Raw genomic sequence first — 21,381 nt, 5'->3', positions numbered from 1 at the left:
GTTCGCACAGGAGCGCGCACGTTCCCCCACAATGTCGAGGTGACCTCGACCAACCCACGCCGTCGCGCCCCGCGTCTCGGCGTGCACCTGACCGACCACGGTGCGGACGTCGCCGTGTACGCCGCCCACGCCACCGCCGTGGACCTGTGCCTGTTCGACGGACGCAAGGAACGCCGGGTCCGCCTCGACGGCCCGGTGCACGGGGTGTTCAGCGCGAGCGTGCCGGACGTGCAGGCCGGGCAGGAGTACGGGTTCCGGGCGCACGGCCCGTGGGAGCCCGCCGCGGGTCACCGCTACAACCCGGCGAAGCTGCTGGTCGACCCCTACGCGCGCGGCCTCGTGGGCGAGCTCGGCTACGGGCCGGAGACGTACGGCCACGTGGTCGACGAGCTGCTGGCGGGCGACCCGTACGGTCCGGCGAGCACCGCCGACTCGGCGCGGTTCGTCCCGCACTCCGTGGTCGTCGACACCGAGAACCTCGGCAGCCCCGACCCCACGACCAACCGCCCCTGGGTGCCCTGGTCGCACTCGGTGGTCTACGAGGCGCACGTGCGCGGGCTGACCCTGCTCAACGAGCGGATGCCGCCAGAGCTGCGCGGCACCTACGCCGGGCTCGCGCACCCGTCGGTGGTCGACCACCTGCTCGGGCTGGGCGTCACGGCGATCGAGCTGCTGCCGGTGCACGCCTTCGCGTCGGAGCCGCACCTCGTCGAGAAGGGCCTCACCAACTACTGGGGCTACAGCACGCTCGGGTTCTTCGCCCCGCACGCGGAGTTCGCCACGGCCGCCGCTCGCGAGGCGGGTCCGGCGGCGGTCCTCGACGAGCTGCGCACGGCGGTCCACGCGCTGCACGAGGCGGGGCTCGAGGTGCTCCTCGACGTCGTCTACAACCACACGTGCGAGGGCGGCCTGCCGGGTCAGCACCTCTCGTGGCGCGGCCTGGACAACGCCTCCTACTACCGGCACAACGGCGGTGCGCCGGCCGCGCTGGACGACGTCACGGGCACGGGCAACACGCTCGACTTCCGGCGCCCCGAGGTGGTCCGGATGACGATGGACTCCCTGCGCTACTGGGCCGACGTCGTGGGGGTCGACGGCTTCCGGTTCGACCTCGCGGTGACCCTGGGGCGCGACGGCGGCGGCTACTCCCCCGACCACCCCGCGCTCGTCGCGATGTCGATCGACCCGAGCCTGCACGGCCTCAAGCTCATCGCCGAACCGTGGGACGTCGGTCCCGGCGGCTGGCGCACGGGCCAGTTCCCCGAGCCGTTCGGCGAGTGGAACGACCGGTTCCGCAACGCGGTGCGCTCGTTCTGGCTGGCCGACCCGGCGCGCGCCGCGCACGGCCTGCCGGGGCACCGCGTGCGCGACCTGGCCACACGCCTGTCCGGCTCGGTCGACCTGTTCGGGCACAGCGACCCCCCGCTGGTCCGCGGCCCCATCGCGTCGGTCAACTACGTCACCGCGCACGACGGCTTCACCATGGCCGACCTCGTCGCGTACGACCACAAGCACAACGCGGCCAACGGCGAGCAGAACCGCGACGGGTCCGACGACAACCGGTCCTGGAACCACGGCATCGAGGGACCGGTCACGTGGGAGTCCCCCGCGGTCGACCTCGTGCCGCTGCGCCGGCGTTCCATCCGCAACCTGTTCGCCACCCTCGTGCTCTCGGCGGGCGTGCCGATGATCACCGCGGGCGACGAGATGGGGCGGTCGCAGAAGGGCAACAACAACGCCTACTGCCAGGACTCCGAGATCTCGTGGATGCGCTGGGACCTGAGCCCGTGGCGCAAGGACATGCTCGCGACCGCCCGGTGGCTGTTGACCCTGCGCCGCGACCACCCGGCGCTGCGGACCGAGCAGTTCTACACGGGCCGGCCGGTCAAGCAGGACAAGCGGCCGGACCTCGCCTGGTTCGACGCCCTCGGCGTCCCGTTCGACCACGACCGCTGGCACGACCCGTCGGTGCGCACCCTCCAGATGGTCCGCACCGCGGCGCTGCCGGAGAAGGACACCGTCCTGCTGGTCATCAACGGCTCGCTCGACGCCATGCACCTGGTGCTGGCCGACGACCACGGCGGCAAGTGGCGCCTGGCGTGGGACTCGGTCTGGGAGCACCCGAACGAGGAGTCCGCGGTGGCGATCGAGGGCGGGCTGCACGCCGAGCCCGGCGAGGCGTCCGTGATCGAGCCGATGAGCATGCGGGTGTACGTGCTGGTCTGACCTTCTGGACACATGTCCAGCAGGCGTACCGTACGGGCATGAACAACACCGTCGTTGTCGTCGGCGCGGGCCTGGCCGGGCTCGTCGCCACCGCCGAGCTGCTCGCCGCGGGCCGCCACGTGACCCTCCTGGACGCCGAGAACGGGGCGAGCCTCGGTGGTCAGGCGTTCTGGTCGTTCGGCGGCCTGTTCCTCGTCGACTCGCCCGAGCAGCGGCGCCTCGGCGTCAAGGACTCCGCCGAGCTGGCGCTCGCCGACTGGCTGGGTTCCGCGCAGTTCGGCCCCGACGACCGCTGGGGCCGGGCCTGGGCCGAGGGGTTCGTGTCGTTCGCCGCCGGCGAGATGCGCCCCTGGCTCGCCGGGCAGGGCGTGAAGTGGTTCCCGCTGGTGCAGTGGGCCGAGCGCGGCGGCTACGAGGCCGGCGGGCACGGCAACTCGGTCCCCCGGTTCCACGTCACGTGGGGCACCGGCCCGGGGATCCTCGAGCCGTTCGTCCGCGCCCTGCTCGACGCCCGCCGCGCCGGCCAGGTCGACGTGCGGTTCCGGCACCGCGTCACCGGCCTGGTCACCACCGACGGGGTCGTGACCGGCGTGCGCGGCGACGTGCTGGCCTCCGACGGCGTCGACCGCGCCGTGCCGAGCACCCGGACCGTCGTGCGCCCGTTCGAACTGGCGGCGGAGTCAGTCGTGATCGCGACCGGCGGCATCGGCGCCGACCACGACCGCGTGCGCGCGACCTGGCCGTCCGAGGCCGGCACCCTGCCCGCGCGGATGCTGTCCGGCGTGCCCGACCACGTGGACGGCTCCGGCATCGAGGCCGCGCGCGCGGGCGGTGCCGCCGTGGTGCACGAGGACCGCATGTGGCACTACCCCGAGGGCATCACCAACCACTCGCCGGTCTGGAGCCGGCACGGCATCCGCATCCTCGCGGGCCCGAGCAGCCTGTGGCTCGACGCGGACGGCAACCGGCTGCCCGCACCCCTGTTCCCCGGCTTCGACGCCCTCGGCGCGCTGCAGCACATCACGTCGCGTGGCGACGACCACTCGTGGTTCGTGCTCGACAAGACGATCCTCGGCGCGGAGTTCGCGCTGTCCGGCTCGGAGCAGAACCCGGACCTGACCGGCAAGGACCTGCGCCTGCTGCTCGAACGCGTCAAGCCGGGCGCGGTCGGTCCCGTGGAGAAGTTCGCGGAGAAGTCCGACGAGTTCCTCTGGGCGGACACCCCGGCCGAGCTGGCGGCGAAGATGAACGCCCTCTCGGGCACGTCCCGGATCTCCGCGGAGGCACTGGCCCAGACCATCGAGGCCCGCGACCAGCAGGTCGCCACCGGTCTGGGCAAGGACCCGCAGGTCGTCGCGACCGCCATGGCCCGCCGCTTCGTCGTCGACCGCCTGATCCGCGTGGCCAAGCCGCACCGCCTGCTCGACCCGGCGCACGGCCCGCTCCTCGCGGTGCGCCTGTCCGTGCTCACGCGCAAGACCCTCGGCGGCCTGCACACCGACCTCGAGGGCCGCGTCCTGCGACCCGACGGCCAGGTCCTGCCGGGGCTGTGGGCCGTGGGCGAGGCCGCCGGCTTCGGCGGCGGCGGCGTGCACGGCCACCGCGCCCTCGAGGGCACCTTCCTGGGCGGTTGCCTCTTCACCGGACGCACCACCGGACGTGCACTGGCGACGACGCTGCGCTGAACATCCGTCCCACATCTCGCCTCCAGATGCCCGCCACCTGGACCTACGGCTAGGTTCGGGACTGTGACGACTTCCCCGGGCGAGACAAGCCCGACCATCGGCCGCATCCCCGTCGTCGACGTCTCCCCCGTCGCCGAGGCCGGGCGGTTCCCGGCGAAGGCGGTGGTCGGCGAAGCCGTCCCGATCCGCGCGACGGTGTTCCGTGAGGGGCACGACGCCGTCGGCGCGACCGCCGTGCTCACCGACCCGTCAGGCGTCGACCGCGCCAGCGCGCGCATGGTCGACATCGCCCCCGGTCTCGACCGGTTCGAGGCGCGCGTGGTGCCGACCAGCACCGGGACCTGGACGTTCCGCGTCGAGGGCTGGTCCGACCCGTACGGCACCTGGGCGCACGACGCGTCGATCAAGGTCGAGGCCGGCGTCGACGTCGAGCTCATGCTCACCGAGGGCGCGCTCCTGCTGGAGAAGGCGGCCCGTCGCAAGGGCACCAAGGGCGTCGCACCCGTGCTGAAGGAGGCCGTCGAGGGCCTGCGCGACCACACCCGCCCACCCAACGACCGGCTGGCCGCGGGCCTGACCCGCGAGGTGCGGGCCGCGCTCGACGAGCACCCCATCCGCGACGTGGTCACGAGGTCGCCGTCCTACCCGCTGGTCGTGGACCGGCCGCTCGCGCTCGCGGGCTCCTGGTACGAGCTCTTCCCCCGCTCCTCGGGCGCGACGTACGACTACTACACGAACGAGTGGACCACCGGCACGCTGCGCACCGCTGCCCTCGACCTGCCGCGGATCGCGGGCATGGGGTTCGACGTCGTCTACCTGACGCCCGTGCACCCGATCGGCACCACGTACCGCAAGGGCCGCAACAACTCCTTGCACGCCGAGCCGGGCGACCCGGGCTCCCCGTACGCCATCGGCTCGAAGGACGGCGGCCACGACGCGATCGAGCCGTCGCTGGGCACCTTCGACGACTTCGACTTCTTCGTCGCGCAGAGCCGTGCGCTCGGCATGGAGGTCGCGCTCGACATCGCGCTTCAGTGCTCGCCGGACCACCCGTGGGTCTCGGCGCACCCGGAGTGGTTCACCACGCGCGCGGACGGCACGATCGCCTACGCGGAGAACCCGCCCAAGAAGTACCAGGACATCTACCCGCTGAACTTCGACAACGACCCCGAGGGCATCTACCACGAGATCCGTCGGGTCCTGCAGGTGTGGATCGACCACGGCGTGACCCTGTTCCGCGTGGACAACCCGCACACCAAGCCGCTCGACTTCTGGGAGCGGATCCTGGCCTCGGTCCGGGCCGACCACCCCGACGTCATCTTCCTGTCCGAGGCGTTCACGCGGCCGGCCATGATGCAGACGCTGGCCAAGGTCGGGTTCCACCAGTCGTACACGTACTTCACCTGGCGCAACACCAAGGACGAGATCGCGGAGTACCTGTCCGAGGTGTCCGGCGAGCAGGGCTCCTGGATGCGCCCCAGCTTCTGGCCGACGACGCACGACATCCTCCCGCCGTACCTGCAGGCCACGGGCGTGCGGGGCTTCGCGGTGCGCGCTGTCCTGGCGGCGCTCGGGGCACCGACCTGGGGCATCTACTCCGGCTACGAGCTGGTCGAGAACGTGCCGAGGCCGGGTGTCGACGAGCAGATCGACAACGAGAAGTACGAGTTCAAGCCCCGGATGTGGGCCGTCGCGGACCCGATCGGCATCAACCGGCTGCTCGGGCGGCTGAACGAGATCCGGCGCAACCACCCCGCCCTGCAGCAGCTGCGCAACCTGCACATCCACCCGACGTCCGACGACGCGCTCATCGCGTTCTCCCGGCACCTGTCGGCCGAGAACTCCCCGACCGGGCGCGACGACACGATCCTCGTCATCGTCAACCTGGACACGGCGAACGCGCGGGAGGGGTGGGTCGAGCTGGACCTCGACGCCCTCGGGCTGGAGCACGGCAGGCCGGTCGTCGCGCACGACGTGCTGTCCGACGACGCGTACGAGTGGTCGTCGCCCGCGTTCGTCCGGCTCGATCCCGTGGTCCGCGCCGCGCACGTGATCCGTCTGGTCTCGCCGTGACCGCCGTCGGCCGGCACTCCCGCGAGCCTGCGCCCACGACGGCGCAGCTCTCCCTGCCGAGCCGACGCCAGCCGTCCGTGCCCGCCTCGTCGGAGCAGACGGGCCTGGTCGAGGACTCGGAGTGGTACCGGACCGCGGTGTTCTACGAGGTCATGCTCCGCACGTTCTCCGACTCCTCGGGCGCGGGCAGCGGCGACCTGCGCGGGCTGATCGACAGGCTCGACTACCTGCAGTGGCTGGGCATCGACTGCCTGTGGCTGCCGCCGTTCTACCCGAGCCCGCTGCGCGACGGCGGCTACGACGTGGCCGACTACACCGCGATCGCCGGCCAGTACGGCACCATGGCCGACTTCACGGAGCTCATCGAGCAGGTGCACGCCCGCGGGATGCGGATCGTCGTCGACCTCGTCATGAACCACACGAGCGACCAGCACCCCTGGTTCCAGGCGTCCCGGTCCGACCCCGAGGGCCCCTACGGCGACTTCTACGTGTGGTCCGACGACAACACGCGCTACCAGGACGCGCGCATCATCTTCGTCGACACCGAGACGTCCAACTGGACCTTCGACCCGGTGCGCCGGCAGTACTTCTGGCACCGGTTCTTCAGCCACCAGCCGGACCTGAACTTCGAGAACCCGCGCGTCGTCGAGGCGATGCTCGACGTGGGCCGGTTCTGGCTGGGCATCGGCGTCGACGGGTTCCGGCTGGACGCGGTGCCGTACCTGTTCGAGGCCGAGGGCACCAACTGCGAGAACCTGCCCGAGACGCACGCGTTCCTGCGCACGGTCCGCAAGATGATCGACACGGAGTTCCCCGGCCGGATCATGCTGGCCGAGGCCAACCAGTGGCCCGAGGACGTCGTGCACTACTTCGGCTCCGAGGCCGAGCCCGAGTGCCACATGTGCTTCCACTTCCCTGTGATGCCGCGCATCTACTACGGCATCCGGGACCAGCGCGCGACGCAGATCATCGACATCCTTGCCGACACCCCGCCGATCCCGAAGAACGGTGCGCAGTGGAGCACGTTCCTGCGCAACCACGACGAGCTCACGCTCGAGATGGTGTCCACCGAGGAGCGCGCGTCGATGTACGGCTGGTACGCGCCGGACTCCCGGATGCGCGCCAACGTGGGGATCCGACGACGCCTCGCCCCCCTGCTGGACAACTCGCGCAAGGAGATCGAGCTCGCGCACGCGCTCCTGCTGTCCCTGCCCGGCAGCCCGTGCCTCTACTACGGCGACGAGATCGGCATGGGCGACAACATCTGGCTGCCCGACCGCGACTCGGTCCGCACCCCGATGCAGTGGACGCCCGACCGCAACGCGGGGTTCAGCACCGCCGACCCGGGCAAGCTCTACCTCCCGCTGGTCCAGTCGCTCGTGCACCACTACAGCCACACCAACGTCGAGGCGCAGCTGGCCCAGCCGACCTCGCTGCTGCACTGGGTGCGCGGCATGCTGACCGTCCGGCGCCAGCACCCGGCCCTCGGCGCCGGCGAGTTCGAGGTGCTGACCTGCGACAACGACTCGGTGCTGGCGTTCTGCCGACGGACCCCGTCGGAGACCCTGCTCGTCGTGGCCAACATGGCCTCCACCGCGCGCGCCGCCACGATCAGCCTGCCCGGCCGTGAGGGCTGGGGCATGCACGACGTGTTCGGCGGCGCGGACTTCCTCCCCGTCGGCCCGGACGGCATCTGCTCGTTCACGCTCGGCTCGCGCGACTTCTACTGGTTGGAGCTGACCGCCCCGTGACGTTGACCGCCCGCACCTCCTCCGACGACGACCGCCTCCTGGAGGTGGTCCGGGGGTGGTTGCCGGGGCGGCGCTGGTACCCGGCCAAGGGCGTCGCGGCCGACCTGTCGGTGGTCGGAAGCATCGATCTTGCCGACGACGTGCGCATCCTGCTGGTGCGCGTGCACGCCGGGTCGATCGACGTGGTCCTGCAGGTGCCGCTGGTCCTGGGCTCGTCCGAGGGCGACGTCATCGGGTCGTTCGACGGCCGTCCGGTCTGCGACGGCGCGGCGCACCCGGCGTTCCTGAGGGCGTGGCTCGCTGCGGCCGACGGGCCGGGTCTGCAGGCGGACGTCTCGACCGCCCGGATGATCACCGGCGAGCAGTCGAACACCTCCGTGATCCTCGGCACCGGGATCCTCAAGGTCCTGCGGGCCGTGGCGCCCGGCGAGAACCCCGACGTCGACGTGCCACGCCACCTCGTCTCGGTCGGCTGGCAGAACGTCCCCGCACCGCTGGCCTGGCTCCAGGCGACCTGGCCGGGTGCCGACGAGCCCGGGTACCTCGGCGTGATCGCCGCCTTCGTCGACCAGGCCGAGGACGGGTTCGAGCTGGCCTGCGCCTATGCCGGCCGGGGTGAGTCGTTCGCAGCTCCCGCGACCGACCTCGGTGCCGTCACGCGCGGGATGCACGAGGCGCTCGTGTCGTCGTACGGCGTCACCTCGTCGGGCACCGAGGAGGTGGCCCGGGCCGTCGAGAACCGGTTCTCCTGGGCCCTGTCCGCCGTGCCGTCGCTCGCGCGGTTCGCCGACGGGGTCGCCGCCGTGGCCGCCGAGGTCCGGTCGCTGGGTGCGGCTCCGCCGCGCCAGCGCGTGCACGGTGACCTGCACCTCGGCCAGGTGCTGCGCTCGCACGGGACCTGGTACATCACCGACTTCGAGGGCGAGCCGCTGGCCCCGCTCGCGCAGCGCACGAAGCCCGACCTCGCCGTGCGCGACGTGGCCGGGCTCCTGCGGTCCATCGACTACGCGGCGGCGGTCGGCGGCCTGACCGGGCCGCCCGCGCGGGAGTGGACGACGGCGGCGCGCGACGGCCTGCTCGCGGGCTACGGCCTCGACGAGCACGCGACGCTGGTGCGCGCGCTCGAGCTGGACAAGACCCTCTACGAGGCCGTGTACGAGTCCCGCAACCGCCCCGACTGGCTGCCGATCGCGGTGGCCGGCCTCGAGCGCCTCACGAGCTAGCGGGGATCATCACCGGCACGGGTACGGCGACGGGGTAGCGCACCTCGCCGGGCTCGCGGCGGCGGATCGCCACCGCCTCGAGCCCTGGCCGGGCCGCTGCCCCGCGCAGACCCTCGATGACCAGGCCGTCGACGTCGATCGCCTCGACCGCGTGCGCGAAGTGCTCGTCGGTGCCGGCCCACACCACCTCGCAGTTGCGCAGCGTCACGTCCGTTGCCGTGTCGATATGGATGCCCGACGTGGGGTGCGCGTAGACCTGCGGGCCGTCGGTGGTCGGGCGCCGGTCGTACTCGCCGGCCGGCCAGCTCGACCAGCGGTCCAGCTCGATCCGCACACCGTCGAGCACGACACCCTCGATGAGTCCCGGCGCGTCCGAGCCGATGTACGCGCTGTTCTCGGCGCGGGCCAAGATGTTGCGGAACCGCACGTTGCGCAGCCGTCCGACCGCGTCGTGCCAGGCGCCGACGTTGACGTAGATCGGTTCGCCGTGCCCCCACCAGCCGCCGGCGAAGTGCCGGGTCTCCACGACGCAGTCGGAGAACAGGATGTTCTCGAAGTTGCCCTCCTGGCCGAGGTTGACGGCCAGGCCGCGGTGCGACGAGCGGATGACGCAGCCGGTGACGATGACGTTGCGGATGTCCGCCACGGCGTCGACCCCGACGACGACGGCGCTGGACGTCGACTGGAGCGTGCAGTTGGTGATGACGACGTCGGACGTGATCCCGTAGTCGGGGAACTCCTCGCAGGTCTTGAGCGAGATGGCGTCGTCGCCGGAGGAGATCTCGCAGTCGCTGATCCGCACGCGGCGGCAGCGGTCGAGGTCGATCCCGTCGGCGTTCGGGTACTTCAGGTCCGTGTCGATGGTGACCCCGTGGATGAGCACGTCTTCGCATCCACTGAGGCGCACGCACCACAGGGCCGCGTCCTCGATGCGCACGTCCCGGATCACCAGGCGGTCGCAGCCCATCAGGAAGAGCGTGAACGGACGCTGGTTCGGGCAGCGGTAGATGGTGCCCAGGTCCTCGCGGATGAAGTGCCGACCCGCGCCGTTGATCGTGCCTGCGCCGGTGATCGCGATGTTCGTCGCGTCGCGGGCGGTGATGAGCATGAGCGCGGCGTCGTTCTCGTCGTCGACCACGCCGCCCGAGAGTGCCCCGACCTCGAGCCTGGCCGTGTAGTCGGCCACGTCGCCGCTGCCCGCCAGGGTTGCCCCGCGCTCGACGTGCAGCTCGACGTTCGACCGCAGCTCGATCGAGCCTGTCAGGAAGGTCGCGCCGGCCGGGACCAGGACGGTCCCTCCGCCCGCGCCGTGGCACGCGTCGATCGCCGACTGGATCGCCGCCGCGTCGTTGGTCGTGCCGTCACCGACGGCGCCGTGCTCGCGGATGTCGTAAACAGGCATGGCAAAGTCCTCTTCCTCGAGGGAACGTTCAGGCGAGCCGCGCCGTGGCGCTTGCTGCCCGCTGGAAGGAGTGCCGCGGAGCGAGCTCGCTCTTGAGCACCAGCGCGGCGCCACCGATGGCGGCCGCTTCGGAGGCGTGCGGGGAGATGACCACGTCGACCGGGTGGCTCGCCCGACCGAAGAACGTGCGGTTCAGGTGGTCGCGGATGGCGGGGACGTACAGCGAGCCCGCGATGGCCAGGGACGGCCCGGTCAGGACGATCTGATCGAGGTCGAGGATGTTCGCGAGGGCCTGCGCCGCCACGGCGAGGTAGCGGGCCGAGGACTGCACGATGTCCCGCGCGACCCCCTCCTCCCGCATCGCGGCCCGGGACACGGCCGCGAAGTCCTCCGCGACCCCCACCCCAGGAAGCTCGATCCCGGCGGCACGGGCCTTGGCGACCACCGCCGCGGGACCGGCCAGCACCTCGACGCAGCCGACGGCGCCGCACCAGCACGGCGGACCGTCGACGTCGAGGCAGATGTGCCCGATCTCGGCCGTGTTGCCGCTGGACCCACGGAAGACGTCGCCGTTCACGATGACCCCCGCGCCGACGCCGGTGCCCATGTAGAGCGCGGCGAAGCAGCTGGACGCGTCGATCTGACCGCCCCAGTACTCCCCGACGGCGGCTGCGGTCGCGTCGTTCTCGAGCAGCACGGGCAGGCCGACGGCGGTCTGCAGGGCGTCGGCGAGCGGGAAGTCCGTCCACGCCTGCATGACCGGCGGCGTGAGCGCGACCGCTGTGGCCTGCGTGATCGGACCCGGCGACACGACGCCGAGCCCGAGGATCCGGTCGGGGTCGATGCCCGCCTGCGACACGAGCGCGCGCAGCTCGGCCGCCACCCGCTCGACCACGGCCTCCGGCGCGTCCGCGCCGGCCCCGGGTCGACGCCAGCGGCTGACCACGGCGCCGCCGAGGTCGGCGATGACGTACGTGATGCCACCGTGGTCGAGGTGCACGCCGACGGCGTACCGCGCCTCCGGCTCGAGCGAGAGCAGCACGGCGGGCTTGCCACCGGTCGACTCCGCTCGGCCCACCTCCACCACGAGGCCGTCGTCGATCAGACGTCGGACCACGGTGGAGACGGTCGCTCCCGTGAGGCCGGTCTCCCGGGCGAGGTCCACGCGGCTGATCTGTCCAGCGGCCCGGATCACGTCGAGGAGCGCGGCGCGGCTGGAGACGTGAGGAGTGCCCACACCTGCGGGGTGACTCACGGGTCCTCCTTGTCGCCTGGGCCGTTTCGCGGAGAGCTCCCCAGGTCACGGACGCCTCACACGGTAGCGGTCGAGCCACGGTCAACGGGTTCGCCGTGCGCTCTTGACTTACTTTATTCACCGAACTAAGAATGTGGCAAGGGAGCAGCGCCGAACCCCCCGGGGCCCTCCCCACCCCGCGCCGGCACGCAGACGTGCCGTCCAGCCGAGAGGAACATCGATGTCCCCCTTCCGACGCAGGAAGATCATGGCCGCCGCGGCCACCGCAACGCTCCTCGCCCTCACCGCCGCCTGCTCCAGCGGCTCCAGCAGCGACGACTCCTCCGCCGACGACGGCACGCCGTCCGGCGACATCACGGTCCTGACCAACCGCACGGACCTCGTCGACACGACGTTCGCCGACTACAAGAAGACGTTCGAGGCCAAGTACCCGGACGTCAAGGTCACGTTCGAGGCCGTCACCGACTACGACGGTGAGGTCAAGACCCGCATGAACACCGACGACTACGGCGACGTCCTCATCATGCCCACGGGCGTGGCGAACGCCGACCTGTCGTCCTTCTTCGAGCCTCTCGGCACCACCGACGAGCTCGGCCAGAAGTACCGGTTCGTCAACGAGCAGGCCGCCGACGGCGAGGTCTACGCGCTGGCCACCTTCGGCAACGCCAACGGCATCGTCTACAACAAGAAGGTCTTCGCCGACGCGGGCATCACAGGCGAGCCGACGTCGACCAAGGAGTTCATGGACGACCTGCAGGCGATCAAGGACAAGGGCGACGCCGTGCCGCTCTACACCAACTACAAGGACGGCTGGCCGCTCACCTGGCCGCAGGGCCTCATGGGCGCGTACTCCGGCGACAAGGACGCCCTGGTCAAGATGGCCAAGGACGACGCGCCGTGGACCGAGGGCAGCGAGAAGTACGAGGTCGACTCCCTCCTCTACGACATCGCCGCAGCCGGCCTCATCGAGGACGACCCCACGACGACCAACTGGGAGGACTCCAAGAACCTCCTGGCCACGGGCAAGATCGGCGCGATGGTGCTCGGTTCCTGGGCCGTCCCGCAGATGCAGGACGCCGCCACGACCGCCGGCACCGACCCCGCGGACATCGGCTTCATGCCGGCGCCCGTCGAGGTCGACGGCAAGCTGCACTCCCCCGTGGGCGGTGACCGCCAGCTCGCGATCAACGTGAACTCGAAGCACAAGGCCGCTGCTCGCGCGTGGTTCGACTGGTTCATCGACGAGTCGGGCTTCTACCAGGTGGCCGGCGGACTGCCGACGGTCAAGGCCGACCCGCCGTCCGACAACCTCAAGGACTTCGAGGCCACCGGTGTCGAGTACCTCGAGATGACGCCGTCGCCCGAGCTGTCGGACCGCAGCAAGAACTCCGAGGTCGGCATCGACCAGCCCGACTACTACCGCGAGCTGATCGACGCCGCCCGCGGCGCCTCGGGCCAGACCAAGGAGCAGATCTTCGAGCAGCTCAACTCGAAGTGGGCCAACGGGGCCATGTGAGAAGACGCCGGGCGGCGCGGCCCCTCGCGCCGCCCGGCACCTGCCCCCTCCTGCCCGCAGCACCCGAGGAGTCCCCATGACCGGCATGGTCGACGCACCCGCGCCGCCCGCGCGACGCCCGCGCCTCAAGCTCCGTCAGGAGCGTGCACCGAAGCAGGCCGCGACGTCCCACGGCTGGCGCATCACGCCGTGGCTGTTCCTGATCGTCCCGATCCTGTTCCTGGTCGTGTTCACGTACATCCCCGTCGTGAACATGTTCTGGTACTCGGTCACCGACTGGAACGGCCTGAGCAAGACGAAGAACTTCGTCGGCCTCGACAACTACGTCGAGTTCTTCACGCGGCCCGAGCTGTTCAAGGTCTTCTTCGTCAGCCTCTACTACATCGTCGCCTCGGTCGTGCAGATCGCGCTCGCCCTGTACTTCGCGACGCTCCTGACCTTCAGGACGAGGTTCAAGGGCGTGTTCAAGGGCGTGCTCTTCTTCCCCAACCTCATCAACGGGGTCGCCGTCTCGTTCGTGTTCCTGTACTTCTTCCGGCCCGGCGGCACGCTCGACTCGCTGCTCGGGGTGGTCGGCATCGACTCCACCCCGCAGTGGCTCGGCAACCCGGACCTCGTCAACTACTCGTTGGCCAGCACGTCGGTCTGGCGGTACATGGGCCTGAACTTCGTGCTCTTCCTGGGCGCGATCCAGTCGATCCCGCGGGGCATCTACGAGGCCGCCGAGCTCGACGGTGCGAGCCGCTGGCACATGTTCCGCTACATCATCGCGCCGGGCATCAAGCCGATCATCAGCCTGTCGTTCATCCTCGCGATCGCGGGCAGCCTCGGGGTCTTCGAGATCCCGTTCGTGATGCTCGACGGCGCCAACGGCTCGGCCACGTTCGTGATCCAGACGATCAAGACGGCGTTCAACTTCAACAAGGTCGGCCTCGCGTCGGCCATGGCCGTGATCCTGCTGATCCTCATCCTGCTGATCACCTGGCTGCAACGCGTGCTGGTGCCCGACGAGAAGGTGGACCTGACATGAAGGCTGCACTCGCCGGGACCGGCAAGTACACGAGCCTGGTGGTGGCCTGCGCGGCGGCTCTCATCCCGCTCGTCGTGCTCCTGCTGACCTCCCTGAAGACGGCGCAGGACTACGCGACGAGCGGCCCGCTGGACCTGCCGACGAGCATCACGTTCTCGAACTTCACGAAGGCGTTCACCGAGGCGGGGATGGCGACCGCGTTCGTGAACACGACGATCATCCTGGTCGTCTCGGTGTTCGGGACGATCGTGATCGGCACCATGGCCGCGTACGCCATCGACCGGTTCGAGTTCCGGTTCAAGAAGCTCATCGTGGCGCTGTTCCTGCTGGCCACCCTGGTGCCGGCCGTGACCACGCAGGTCGCGACGTTCCAGGTGGTCAACACCCTCGGGCTGTACAACACCCGGCTCGCGCCGATCGCGCTGTTCATGGGCACCGACATCGTGTCTATCTACATCTTCGTGCAGTTCATGCGCTCGATCCCGGTGTCGCTGGACGAGGCGGCCACGCTCGACGGCGCCAACCACTTCACCATCTACCGGCGCATCATCTTCCCCCTGCTGAAGCCCGCGATCGCGACCGTCGTGATCATCAAGGGCATCGCGATCTACAACGAGTTCTACATCCCGTTCCTCTACATGCCGTCCCAGCAGCTCGGCGTCGTCTCGACCTCCCTGTTCCGCTTCAAGGGACCGTTCGGGACCCAGTGGGAGGTGCTGTCGGCCGGCGCGATCATTGTGATCATCCCGACCCTGATCGTCTTCCTGCTGCTGCAGCGGTTCATCTACAACGGCCTGTCCGCCGGCGCGGTCAAGTAACTAGGAGCTTTCTCAATGTTCATCACCACCCTCGACCAGGGCTGGACGCTGCGTGCGACGGCCGGTCCCGTGCCCGACAACCTCGTCGGCCAGGTCGTGCCCGCACAGGTGCCCGGCACGGTGCACACGGACCTGCTGACGGCCGGCCTGATCGTCGACCCGTACGTCGACCTCGCCGAGGCCGAGCTCGCCTGGATGCACCGCGTCGACTGGCGCTACGAGCGTCCGCTGACGCTCGACCCCGCCGAGCCCGACGAGCGGGTCGACCTCGTCCTGGAAGGCCTGGACACGGTCGCGACGATCACGCTGGGCGGTGTCGAGGTCGCGCGCACCGCGAACATGCACCGCAGCTATCGGTTCGACGTCCGTGCGCTCGCCACCGGTGACACGACGCTCGCCGTCGACTTCGCCAGCGCCCTGACCCACGCCGAGCAGGAGGCGCTGCGCATCGGCGGCCGCCCCGGCGCCTACCCTGCTCCCCTGAACATGGTCCGCAAGATGGCGTGCAGCTTCGGCTGGGACTGGGGACCCGACCTGCAGACGGCCGGTCTCTGGAAGCCCGCGTCGGTCCAGCGGTGGCGCACCGCCCGGCTGTCCTCGGTCCGCCCGCTCGTCACGGTGGCCGGGACCGAGGCCACGGTGTCGGTGCACGTGGACGTCGAGCGCTCCGGTCTCGAGGCGTCCGAGAGCGCGCTCGGGCTGCGCGCACGCGTGGGCGACGTCGTCGTGACCGGCACGCTGCCGCCCGGCACGACGAGCGCGGTGCTCGTGGCCGAGGTCCCCGACGCCAAGCTCTGGTGGCCAGTGGGCTACGGCGAGCAGCCGCTGTACGAGATCGACGTCGAGCTGACCGCCGGCGTCGAGCGCCTGGACAGCTGGCACCGCCGCATCGGCCTGCGGACCGTCGAGCTGGACACGTCCGCCGACGAGTCCGGCTCCGCCTTCGTCCTGAGCGTCAACGGCACGCCGGTGTTCGCCCGCGGTGCCAACTGGATCCCCGACGACCACCTGCTCACCCGCATCACGCGCGAGCGGTTGGCCCGTCGGATCGACCAGGCCGTCGGCGCCAACCTCAACCTCCTGCGCGTCTGGGGCGGCGGCGTCTACGAGTCCGAGGACTTCTACGACGTGTGCGACGCCGCGGGCATCATGGTCTGGCAGGACTTCCCGCTGGCCTGCGCGGCGTACCCGGAGGAGGAGCCGCACCGCTCGGAGTTCGAGGCGGAGGCCCGCGAGCACGTCGCTCGCCTGTCCGCCCACCCGTCGCTGGTGATCTGGAACGGCGGGAACGAGAACCTCTGGGGCTTCGAGGACTGGGGGTGGAAGGACGACCTCGAGGGACGGACCTGGGGGTCCGGCTACTACGACGAGCTGTTCCCGTCGATCGTCGCCGAGCTGGACCCCACACGCCCCTACTCCCCCGGCAGCCCGTCCTCGCCGGTCGGCATCCACCCCAACGACCCCGACCACGGCACGCACCACGAGTGGGAGGTGTGGAACCGCGTCGACTACACCGCCTACCGCGCCGACATCCCCCGATTCTGCTCCGAGTTCGGCTTCCAGGGCCCGCCCGCCTGGGCAACCCTCGCGCGGGCGGTCCGCAACGCCGACGGGTCGCCGCTCGAGAAGGAGGACCCGGTCTTCCTGCTGCACCAGAAGGCCGAGGACGGCAACGGCAAGCTCGACCGGGGCATGGCGCCCCACCTCGGGGTGCCCGCCGACTTCTCCGACTGGCACTGGACGACGCAGCTCAACCAGGCGCGCGCGGTCGCGTACGCGGTGACGCACTACCGCTCGTGGTGGCCGCGCACGGCCGGCGCGATCGTCTGGCAGCTCAACGACTGCTGGCCGGTGACGTCCTGGGCCGCCGTCGACGGCGACGAGCGGCGCAAGCCGCTGTGGCACGCGCTGCGCGCCTCGTTCGCCGACCGGATCCTCACGGTGCAGGTGCGCGACGGCCTCGAGGTGCTTTCCGTGGTCAACGACTCCGACCGGCGCTGGTCCGGATCCGTGTCCGTCCGCCGTGAGCGGTTCGACGGGACGCTGCTCGCCGACGCCGTGCTCGCGGTCGACGTCATGCCGCGGTCGGTCGCGCTGCTGTCCCTCCCCACCGACGTCCGTGCGCCGCTCGACCCGCGGGCCGAGGTGCTCGTCGCGGAGCTCGACGACATCCGCACCGCGCACACCTGGCTCGACGACGTCGAGCTGGACCTCGACCCGAACCCCGTGCGGACGCACGTCGAGAAGGTCGCCGACGGCTACGAGGTGACGGTGACCGCGACCTCGCTCGCCCGCGACGTGACCCTCCTCGCGGACCGTGCGGACGCCGCCGCGACCGTCGACGAGGCCCTAGTCACGCTCCCCGCGGGTGCGTCCACCACGTTCCTCGTGCGCACGGACCGGACCGACCTCGCCGAGTCGCTGACCCGCGCGCCGGTCCTGCGCTCGGCCAACGAGGCGTCGCGCACCCGGGCCGCGGCCTCGTGAGCACGACCCGCCTGCCCGGCGAGCAGCACCGGTTCGTCGTGCGGACCGAGCGGCCGCCCGACCCGGCCGGCCTCGTCGCGCACCTGGCGCTCCGATGCGTGGGCTCGCTGGTCCACGCGTCGCGGGCGGCCCTGGTCGCGCGGGTCAGCGGCTAGGCTCGCGCGCATGACTCATCGCGCGGACGCCGTCGGGCTCGTGCTCGCGCGGCCGGCGCGGATGCTCGGCCTCGAGCCCTTCTTCATGGAGCTCATCGCGGGCATGGAGGAGGTCCTGGCCACCGACGGCCGGTCCCTGCTGCTGCACGTCGTGAAGGACATGGACGCCGAGATCGCCGCCTACCGCCGCTGGTCCGCGGGCGGGATGGTCGACGCCGTGGTGATCGTCAACCTCACCGAGAACGATCCCCGGCTGGCCGTCGTCGAAGAGCTCGGGCTGCCCGCCGTCGTGGTCGGCGGCCCGCGCAGCGGTTTCGGCTTCTCCAACGTGTGGATCGACGACGCCCAGGCGATGCGCGACGCGGTCGGGTACCTGGTCGACCTCGGGCACCGCCGCCTGGCCCGCGTCAGCGGACCGGCCGCGTTCGAGCACACCCGGCTGCGCAGCGGGGCCTTCGTCGAGGAGTGCGCCCGCTTCGGCGTCGACGGCACGATCGTCGAGGGCGACTACACCGACACGTCCGGCGAGCGCTGCACCCGCGCTCTCCTGGGCCGGGGCGCCAACCCGACTGCCATCGTGTTCGACAACGACGTCATGGCAGTCGCCGCCGTCGGGGTCGCCGCCGAGATGGGCGTCGCCGTCCCCGACCAGCTCTCGCTGCTCGCCTGGGACGACTCCGCGCTGTGCCGGCTGGCCAACCCGACGATCTCCGCGATGAGCCTCGACGTCCAGGCCATGGGCATGCAGGTGGCGGACTGCCTGCTCAACATGCTCGCGGGGGGTCCGGTCACCGCCTACATGGCTCCCCTGCCCCGCCTGCAGGCCCGCCGCTCGACCTCCCGGGCCCCGATCAGCGCGTAGGTGTCACAGGTCACTCAGGCGACGGACCTGCGCAAACGTCTCCCGGGTGGTTGGGTAGGGGGATGAGCCCGGCCGCACCGTCCCCGGTCCCTGTCGACACAGACGTGCTCCGCAGCGTCGCGCATGGCACGTCGTACGCGCCGCACGACGTGCTGGGTCCACACGCCGGCGGCAGTGGCATCACCATCCGCACCCTGCGGCCGCTCGCGGACGCCGTCGTGGTGGTCACCGCGACCGGTCGGATCCCCGCGCGGCACGAGCAGGACGGCATCTGGGTGGCCGTCCTCCCGGTCGCCGACGTGCCCGACTACCGCCTCGAGGTCACGTACAACGCCCTGACCACGACCGCCGACGACCCCTACCGCTTCCTGCCCACCGTGCAGGAGCTGGACCGCCACCTGGTGCGCGAGGGTCGGCACGAGCAGCTGTGGACCGTGCTGGGCGCCAACGTGCGCCACTACCCCGGCGAGCTCGGCGAGGTCAGCGGCACGTCGTTCGCCGTCTGGGCGCCGAACGCCCGCGCGGTGCGCGTCGTCGGTGACTTCAACTACTGGCAGGGTGCGTCGCACGCGATGCGCTCGCTCGGCGACAGCGGTGTCTGGGAGATCTTCGCCCCGGGCGTCCGCGCCGGTGCCCGCTACAAGTTCGAGGTCCTCGGCCAGGACGGCTCCTGGCGGCAGAAGGCCGACCCGCTGGCCCGCGGCACCGAGGTCCCGCCCGCCACCGCGTCCGTCGTCGTCGAGGAGGGCTTCGTCTGGAGCGACCAGGACTGGATCGCCGGACGCACCGCCCGCGACCCGCACACCGCGGCCATGAGCGTCTACGAGGTCCACCTCGGCTCCTGGCGCGTCGGCCTGTCCTACCGCGACCTCGCGCACCAGCTCACCGAGCACGTCCTGGCCCTCGGGTTCACGCACGTCGAGCTGCTGCCCGTCGCCGAGCACCCGTTCGGCGGCTCGTGGGGCTACCAGGTGTCCTCCTACTTCGCGCCGACCTCCCGGTTCGGCCACCCCGACGACTTCCGCTACCTCGTCGACACCCTGCACCGCGCCGGCGTCGGCGTCATCGTCGACTGGGTGCCCGCGCACTTCCCCAAGGACGAGTGGTCCCTGGCGCAGTTCGACGGCACCTCGCTCTACGAGCACCCGGACCCGCTGCTGGGCGAGCACCCCGACTGGGGCACGTACGTCTTCAACTTCGGCCGTGCCGAGGTGCGCAACTTCCTCGTCGCCAACGCCACGTTCTGGCTCGAGGAGTTCCACGTCGACGGGCTGCGTGTGGACGCCGTCGCCTCGATGCTCTACCTCGACTACTCCCGCAAGGCCGGCCAGTGGCGGCCCAACCAGTTCGGCGGCCGCGAGAACCTGGACGCCATCTCGTTCCTGCAGGAGGCCAACGCCACGGCCTACCGGCGGACCCCGGGGATCATGATGATCGCGGAGGAGTCCACCGCCTGGCCCGGTGTCACGGCCCCCACCGACGGCAACGGCCTCGGCTTCGGCCTGAAGTGGAACATGGGCTGGATGAACGACACCCTCCGCTACCTGACGGAGGAGCCGATCCACCGGCGCTACCACCACAACGAGATCACCTTCTCGATGGTCTACGCGTACTCCGAGCGGTTCGTCCTGCCCATCAGCCACGACGAGGTCGTGCACGGCAAGGGTTCCCTCTACGAGCGGATGCCCGGCGACCACTGGCAGAAGCTCGCCGGCGTCCGACTGCTGCTCGGCTACCAGTGGACCCACCCCGGCAAGCAGCTGCTCTTCATGGGCAGCGAGTTCGCCCAGCAGACCGAGTGGGCCGAGTCTCGCTCCCTCGACTGGCACGCCCTGAACGACCCGGCGCACCAGGGCGTCATGCGCTCGGTCACCGACCTCAACCGCGTGTACCGCGAGACGCCGGCGCTCTGGCAGCTCGACCACAGCCCCGACGGGTTCGAGTGGATCGAATCCGACGACGCGTTCCGCAACACCCTCGCCTACCTGCGCAAGGGCGTCGACGTGCCCCCGGTGGCGGTCGTCGTCAACTTCGCCGGCGTCCCGCACGAGGAGTACCGGCTCGCGCTGCCCAAGAGCGGCACGTGGCGCGAGATCTACAACTCGGACTCCGTGGCCTACGGCGGCTCCGGCGTCGGCAACCTCGGAGAGATCCACGCCGAGGACGTCGAGCACTACGGTCGCCCGGCCTCCGCCTCGATCCGCGTCCCCCCGCTGGGCGTCGTGGTCTTCGAAGCCACGTCCTGAGGCCGGACCGCCCGTGCCGCGCATCCTGATCACCGGGATGTCGGGCGCGGGCAAGACGACCCTGCTCGAGGAGCTGCGCCGGCGAGGCCACCGCACGGTCGACACCGACGTCGACGGCTGGATCCTCGCCGACGGCACCTGGGACGAGCCGAGGGTAGCCCGGCTTCTCGACGAGTACCCCGACATCGTCGTCGACGGGACAGTCGAGAACCAGGGCCGCTTCTACGACCGCTTCGAGCACGTCATCCTGCTCAGCGCACCGCTGGACGTCCTTCTGGAGCGGGTGGGCTCGCGCACGAACAACCCGTACGGCTCGACGAGTGCCGACCGTGCCGAGATCGCGCACTACACCGCGACCGTCGAACCGCTCCTGCGCAACGGCGCCAACCTGGAGCTGGACGGCCGGCGTCCGGTGGAGTCCCTTGCCGACGAGGTCGAGGCGCTTCTGCTGGGCGACAAACACCCGTAGAAACAGGAAAAGCCCACCCCCGAAGGGGTGGGCTTTCCTGAATGATGTCCGGCGGCGTCCTACTCTCCCACACCCTGGCGAGTGCAGTACCATCGGCGCTGAAGGGCTTAGCTTCCGGGTTCGGAATGGGACCGGGCGTTTCCCCTTCGCTATGACCGCCGTAACGTTGTCGAGTTGTCAAAC

At 70.9% G+C, this 21,381-nt stretch carries 15 protein-coding genes and 1 rRNA gene; 13 read left to right on the top strand and 3 right to left on the bottom strand.

Going from position 1 to position 21,381, the window contains the following annotated elements; genetic code table 11:
• Positions 1-39 precede the first annotated feature (39 nt).
• From glgX to AC1DUE_RS06345, 5 genes are all read left to right on the top strand, one after another.
• On the top strand, positions 40-2,226 hold the full coding sequence (glgX, locus tag AC1DUE_RS06365) for a glycogen debranching protein GlgX (protein ID WP_477038561.1): 2,187 nt from the start codon (positions 40-42) through the stop codon (positions 2,224-2,226).
• 38 nt (positions 2,227-2,264) lie between these two features.
• Positions 2,265-3,911: an FAD-binding dehydrogenase gene (locus AC1DUE_RS06360; protein ID WP_477038560.1), complete on the top strand. Its 1,647-nt coding sequence runs from the start codon at positions 2,265-2,267 to the stop codon at positions 3,909-3,911.
• Positions 3,912-3,974: 63 nt separating this feature from the next.
• Positions 3,975-5,984: an alpha-1,4-glucan--maltose-1-phosphate maltosyltransferase gene (locus AC1DUE_RS06355; RefSeq protein ID WP_477038559.1), complete on the top strand. Its 2,010-nt coding sequence runs from the start codon at positions 3,975-3,977 to the stop codon at positions 5,982-5,984.
• On the top strand, positions 5,981-7,735 hold the full coding sequence (treS, locus tag AC1DUE_RS06350) for a maltose alpha-D-glucosyltransferase (protein WP_477038558.1): 1,755 nt from the start codon (positions 5,981-5,983) through the stop codon (positions 7,733-7,735). The genes AC1DUE_RS06355 and treS overlap by 4 nt, the downstream gene beginning before the upstream one ends.
• Positions 7,732-8,958, top strand: coding sequence for a maltokinase N-terminal cap-like domain-containing protein (locus AC1DUE_RS06345; RefSeq protein ID WP_477038557.1), 1,227 nt, complete (start codon positions 7,732-7,734; stop codon positions 8,956-8,958). The genes treS and AC1DUE_RS06345 overlap by 4 nt, the downstream gene beginning before the upstream one ends.
• On the opposite strand, the gene AC1DUE_RS06340 is transcribed toward AC1DUE_RS06345, so the two are convergent.
• Positions 8,948-10,360, bottom strand: coding sequence for a glycoside hydrolase family 28 protein (locus AC1DUE_RS06340; protein ID WP_477038556.1), 1,413 nt, complete (start codon positions 10,358-10,360; stop codon positions 8,948-8,950). The two genes, AC1DUE_RS06345 and AC1DUE_RS06340, sit on opposite strands and share 11 nt — an antisense overlap.
• Positions 10,361-10,388: 28 nt before the next feature.
• Positions 10,389-11,615: an ROK family transcriptional regulator gene (locus AC1DUE_RS06335; protein ID WP_477038555.1), complete on the bottom strand. Its 1,227-nt coding sequence runs from the start codon at positions 11,613-11,615 to the stop codon at positions 10,389-10,391.
• A 220-nt stretch (positions 11,616-11,835) separates the two neighbouring features.
• Here AC1DUE_RS06335 and AC1DUE_RS06330 point away from each other — a divergent pair, with 220 nt between their 5' ends.
• The 8 genes from AC1DUE_RS06330 to AC1DUE_RS06295 all read left to right on the top strand — a co-directional run bounded on the left by AC1DUE_RS06330 (position 11,836) and on the right by AC1DUE_RS06295 (position 21,198).
• Complete coding sequence (locus AC1DUE_RS06330) at positions 11,836-13,131, top strand: ABC transporter substrate-binding protein (protein ID WP_477038554.1); 1,296 nt, start codon at positions 11,836-11,838, stop codon at positions 13,129-13,131.
• Between the two features lie 76 nt (positions 13,132-13,207).
• Positions 13,208-14,161, top strand: a complete 954-nt coding sequence (locus AC1DUE_RS06325; protein ID WP_477038553.1) for a carbohydrate ABC transporter permease — start codon at positions 13,208-13,210, stop codon at positions 14,159-14,161.
• Positions 14,158-14,979 carry a carbohydrate ABC transporter permease gene (locus AC1DUE_RS06320; protein ID WP_477038552.1) on the top strand — a complete coding sequence of 274 codons (822 nt, stop codon included), beginning with the start codon at positions 14,158-14,160 and terminating at the stop codon, positions 14,977-14,979. Before AC1DUE_RS06325 ends, AC1DUE_RS06320 begins: the two co-directional genes overlap by 4 nt.
• Positions 14,980-14,994: 15 nt before the next feature.
• Positions 14,995-17,466, top strand: a complete 2,472-nt coding sequence (locus AC1DUE_RS06315) for a glycoside hydrolase family 2 protein (RefSeq protein ID WP_477038551.1) — start codon at positions 14,995-14,997, stop codon at positions 17,464-17,466.
• Entirely contained in the window at positions 17,463-17,621 is a 159-nt protein-coding gene (locus AC1DUE_RS06310; RefSeq protein ID WP_477038550.1) for a hypothetical protein, read from the top strand. Before AC1DUE_RS06315 ends, AC1DUE_RS06310 begins: the two co-directional genes overlap by 4 nt.
• 10 nt (positions 17,622-17,631) lie before the next feature.
• Positions 17,632-18,483 carry a LacI family DNA-binding transcriptional regulator gene (locus AC1DUE_RS06305; RefSeq protein ID WP_477038549.1) on the top strand — a complete coding sequence of 284 codons (852 nt, stop codon included), beginning with the start codon at positions 17,632-17,634 and terminating at the stop codon, positions 18,481-18,483.
• Between the two features lie 62 nt (positions 18,484-18,545).
• On the top strand, positions 18,546-20,729 hold the full coding sequence (gene glgB, locus AC1DUE_RS06300; RefSeq protein WP_477038548.1) for a 1,4-alpha-glucan branching protein GlgB: 2,184 nt from the start codon (positions 18,546-18,548) through the stop codon (positions 20,727-20,729).
• Positions 20,730-20,742: 13 nt separating this feature from the next.
• Entirely contained in the window at positions 20,743-21,198 is a 456-nt protein-coding gene (locus AC1DUE_RS06295) for an AAA family ATPase (RefSeq protein ID WP_477038547.1), read from the top strand.
• A 46-nt stretch (positions 21,199-21,244) separates the two neighbouring features.
• Here AC1DUE_RS06295 and rrf read toward each other — a convergent pair.
• Positions 21,245-21,361, bottom strand: a 5S ribosomal RNA gene (gene rrf / locus AC1DUE_RS06290).
• Positions 21,362-21,381: the final 20 nt, after the last annotated feature.

The sequence above is a fragment of the Cellulomonas sp. P4_A2 genome, from assembly GCF_056402515.1.
The sequence above is the reverse complement of the archived record's forward strand: the minus strand, read 5'-3'. Positions and strand labels throughout refer to the sequence as shown.

Excerpts from the sequence above, each read along its gene's own strand:
- AC1DUE_RS06360 (WP_477038560.1), top strand. The coding sequence starts at position 2,265 with ATGAACAACACCGTCGTTGTCGTCGGCGCGGGCCTGGCCGGGCTCGTC.
- AC1DUE_RS06340 (WP_477038556.1), bottom strand. The coding sequence starts at position 10,360 with ATGCCTGTTTACGACATCCGCGAGCACGGCGCCGTCGGTGACGGCACG.
- AC1DUE_RS06330 (WP_477038554.1), top strand. The coding sequence starts at position 11,836 with ATGTCCCCCTTCCGACGCAGGAAGATCATGGCCGCCGCGGCCACCGCA.
- AC1DUE_RS06325 (WP_477038553.1), top strand. The coding sequence starts at position 13,208 with ATGACCGGCATGGTCGACGCACCCGCGCCGCCCGCGCGACGCCCGCGC.
- AC1DUE_RS06320 (WP_477038552.1), top strand. The coding sequence starts at position 14,158 with ATGAAGGCTGCACTCGCCGGGACCGGCAAGTACACGAGCCTGGTGGTG.
- AC1DUE_RS06315 (WP_477038551.1), top strand. The coding sequence starts at position 14,995 with ATGTTCATCACCACCCTCGACCAGGGCTGGACGCTGCGTGCGACGGCC.
- AC1DUE_RS06305 (WP_477038549.1), top strand. The coding sequence starts at position 17,632 with ATGACTCATCGCGCGGACGCCGTCGGGCTCGTGCTCGCGCGGCCGGCG.
- glgB (WP_477038548.1), top strand. The coding sequence starts at position 18,546 with ATGAGCCCGGCCGCACCGTCCCCGGTCCCTGTCGACACAGACGTGCTC.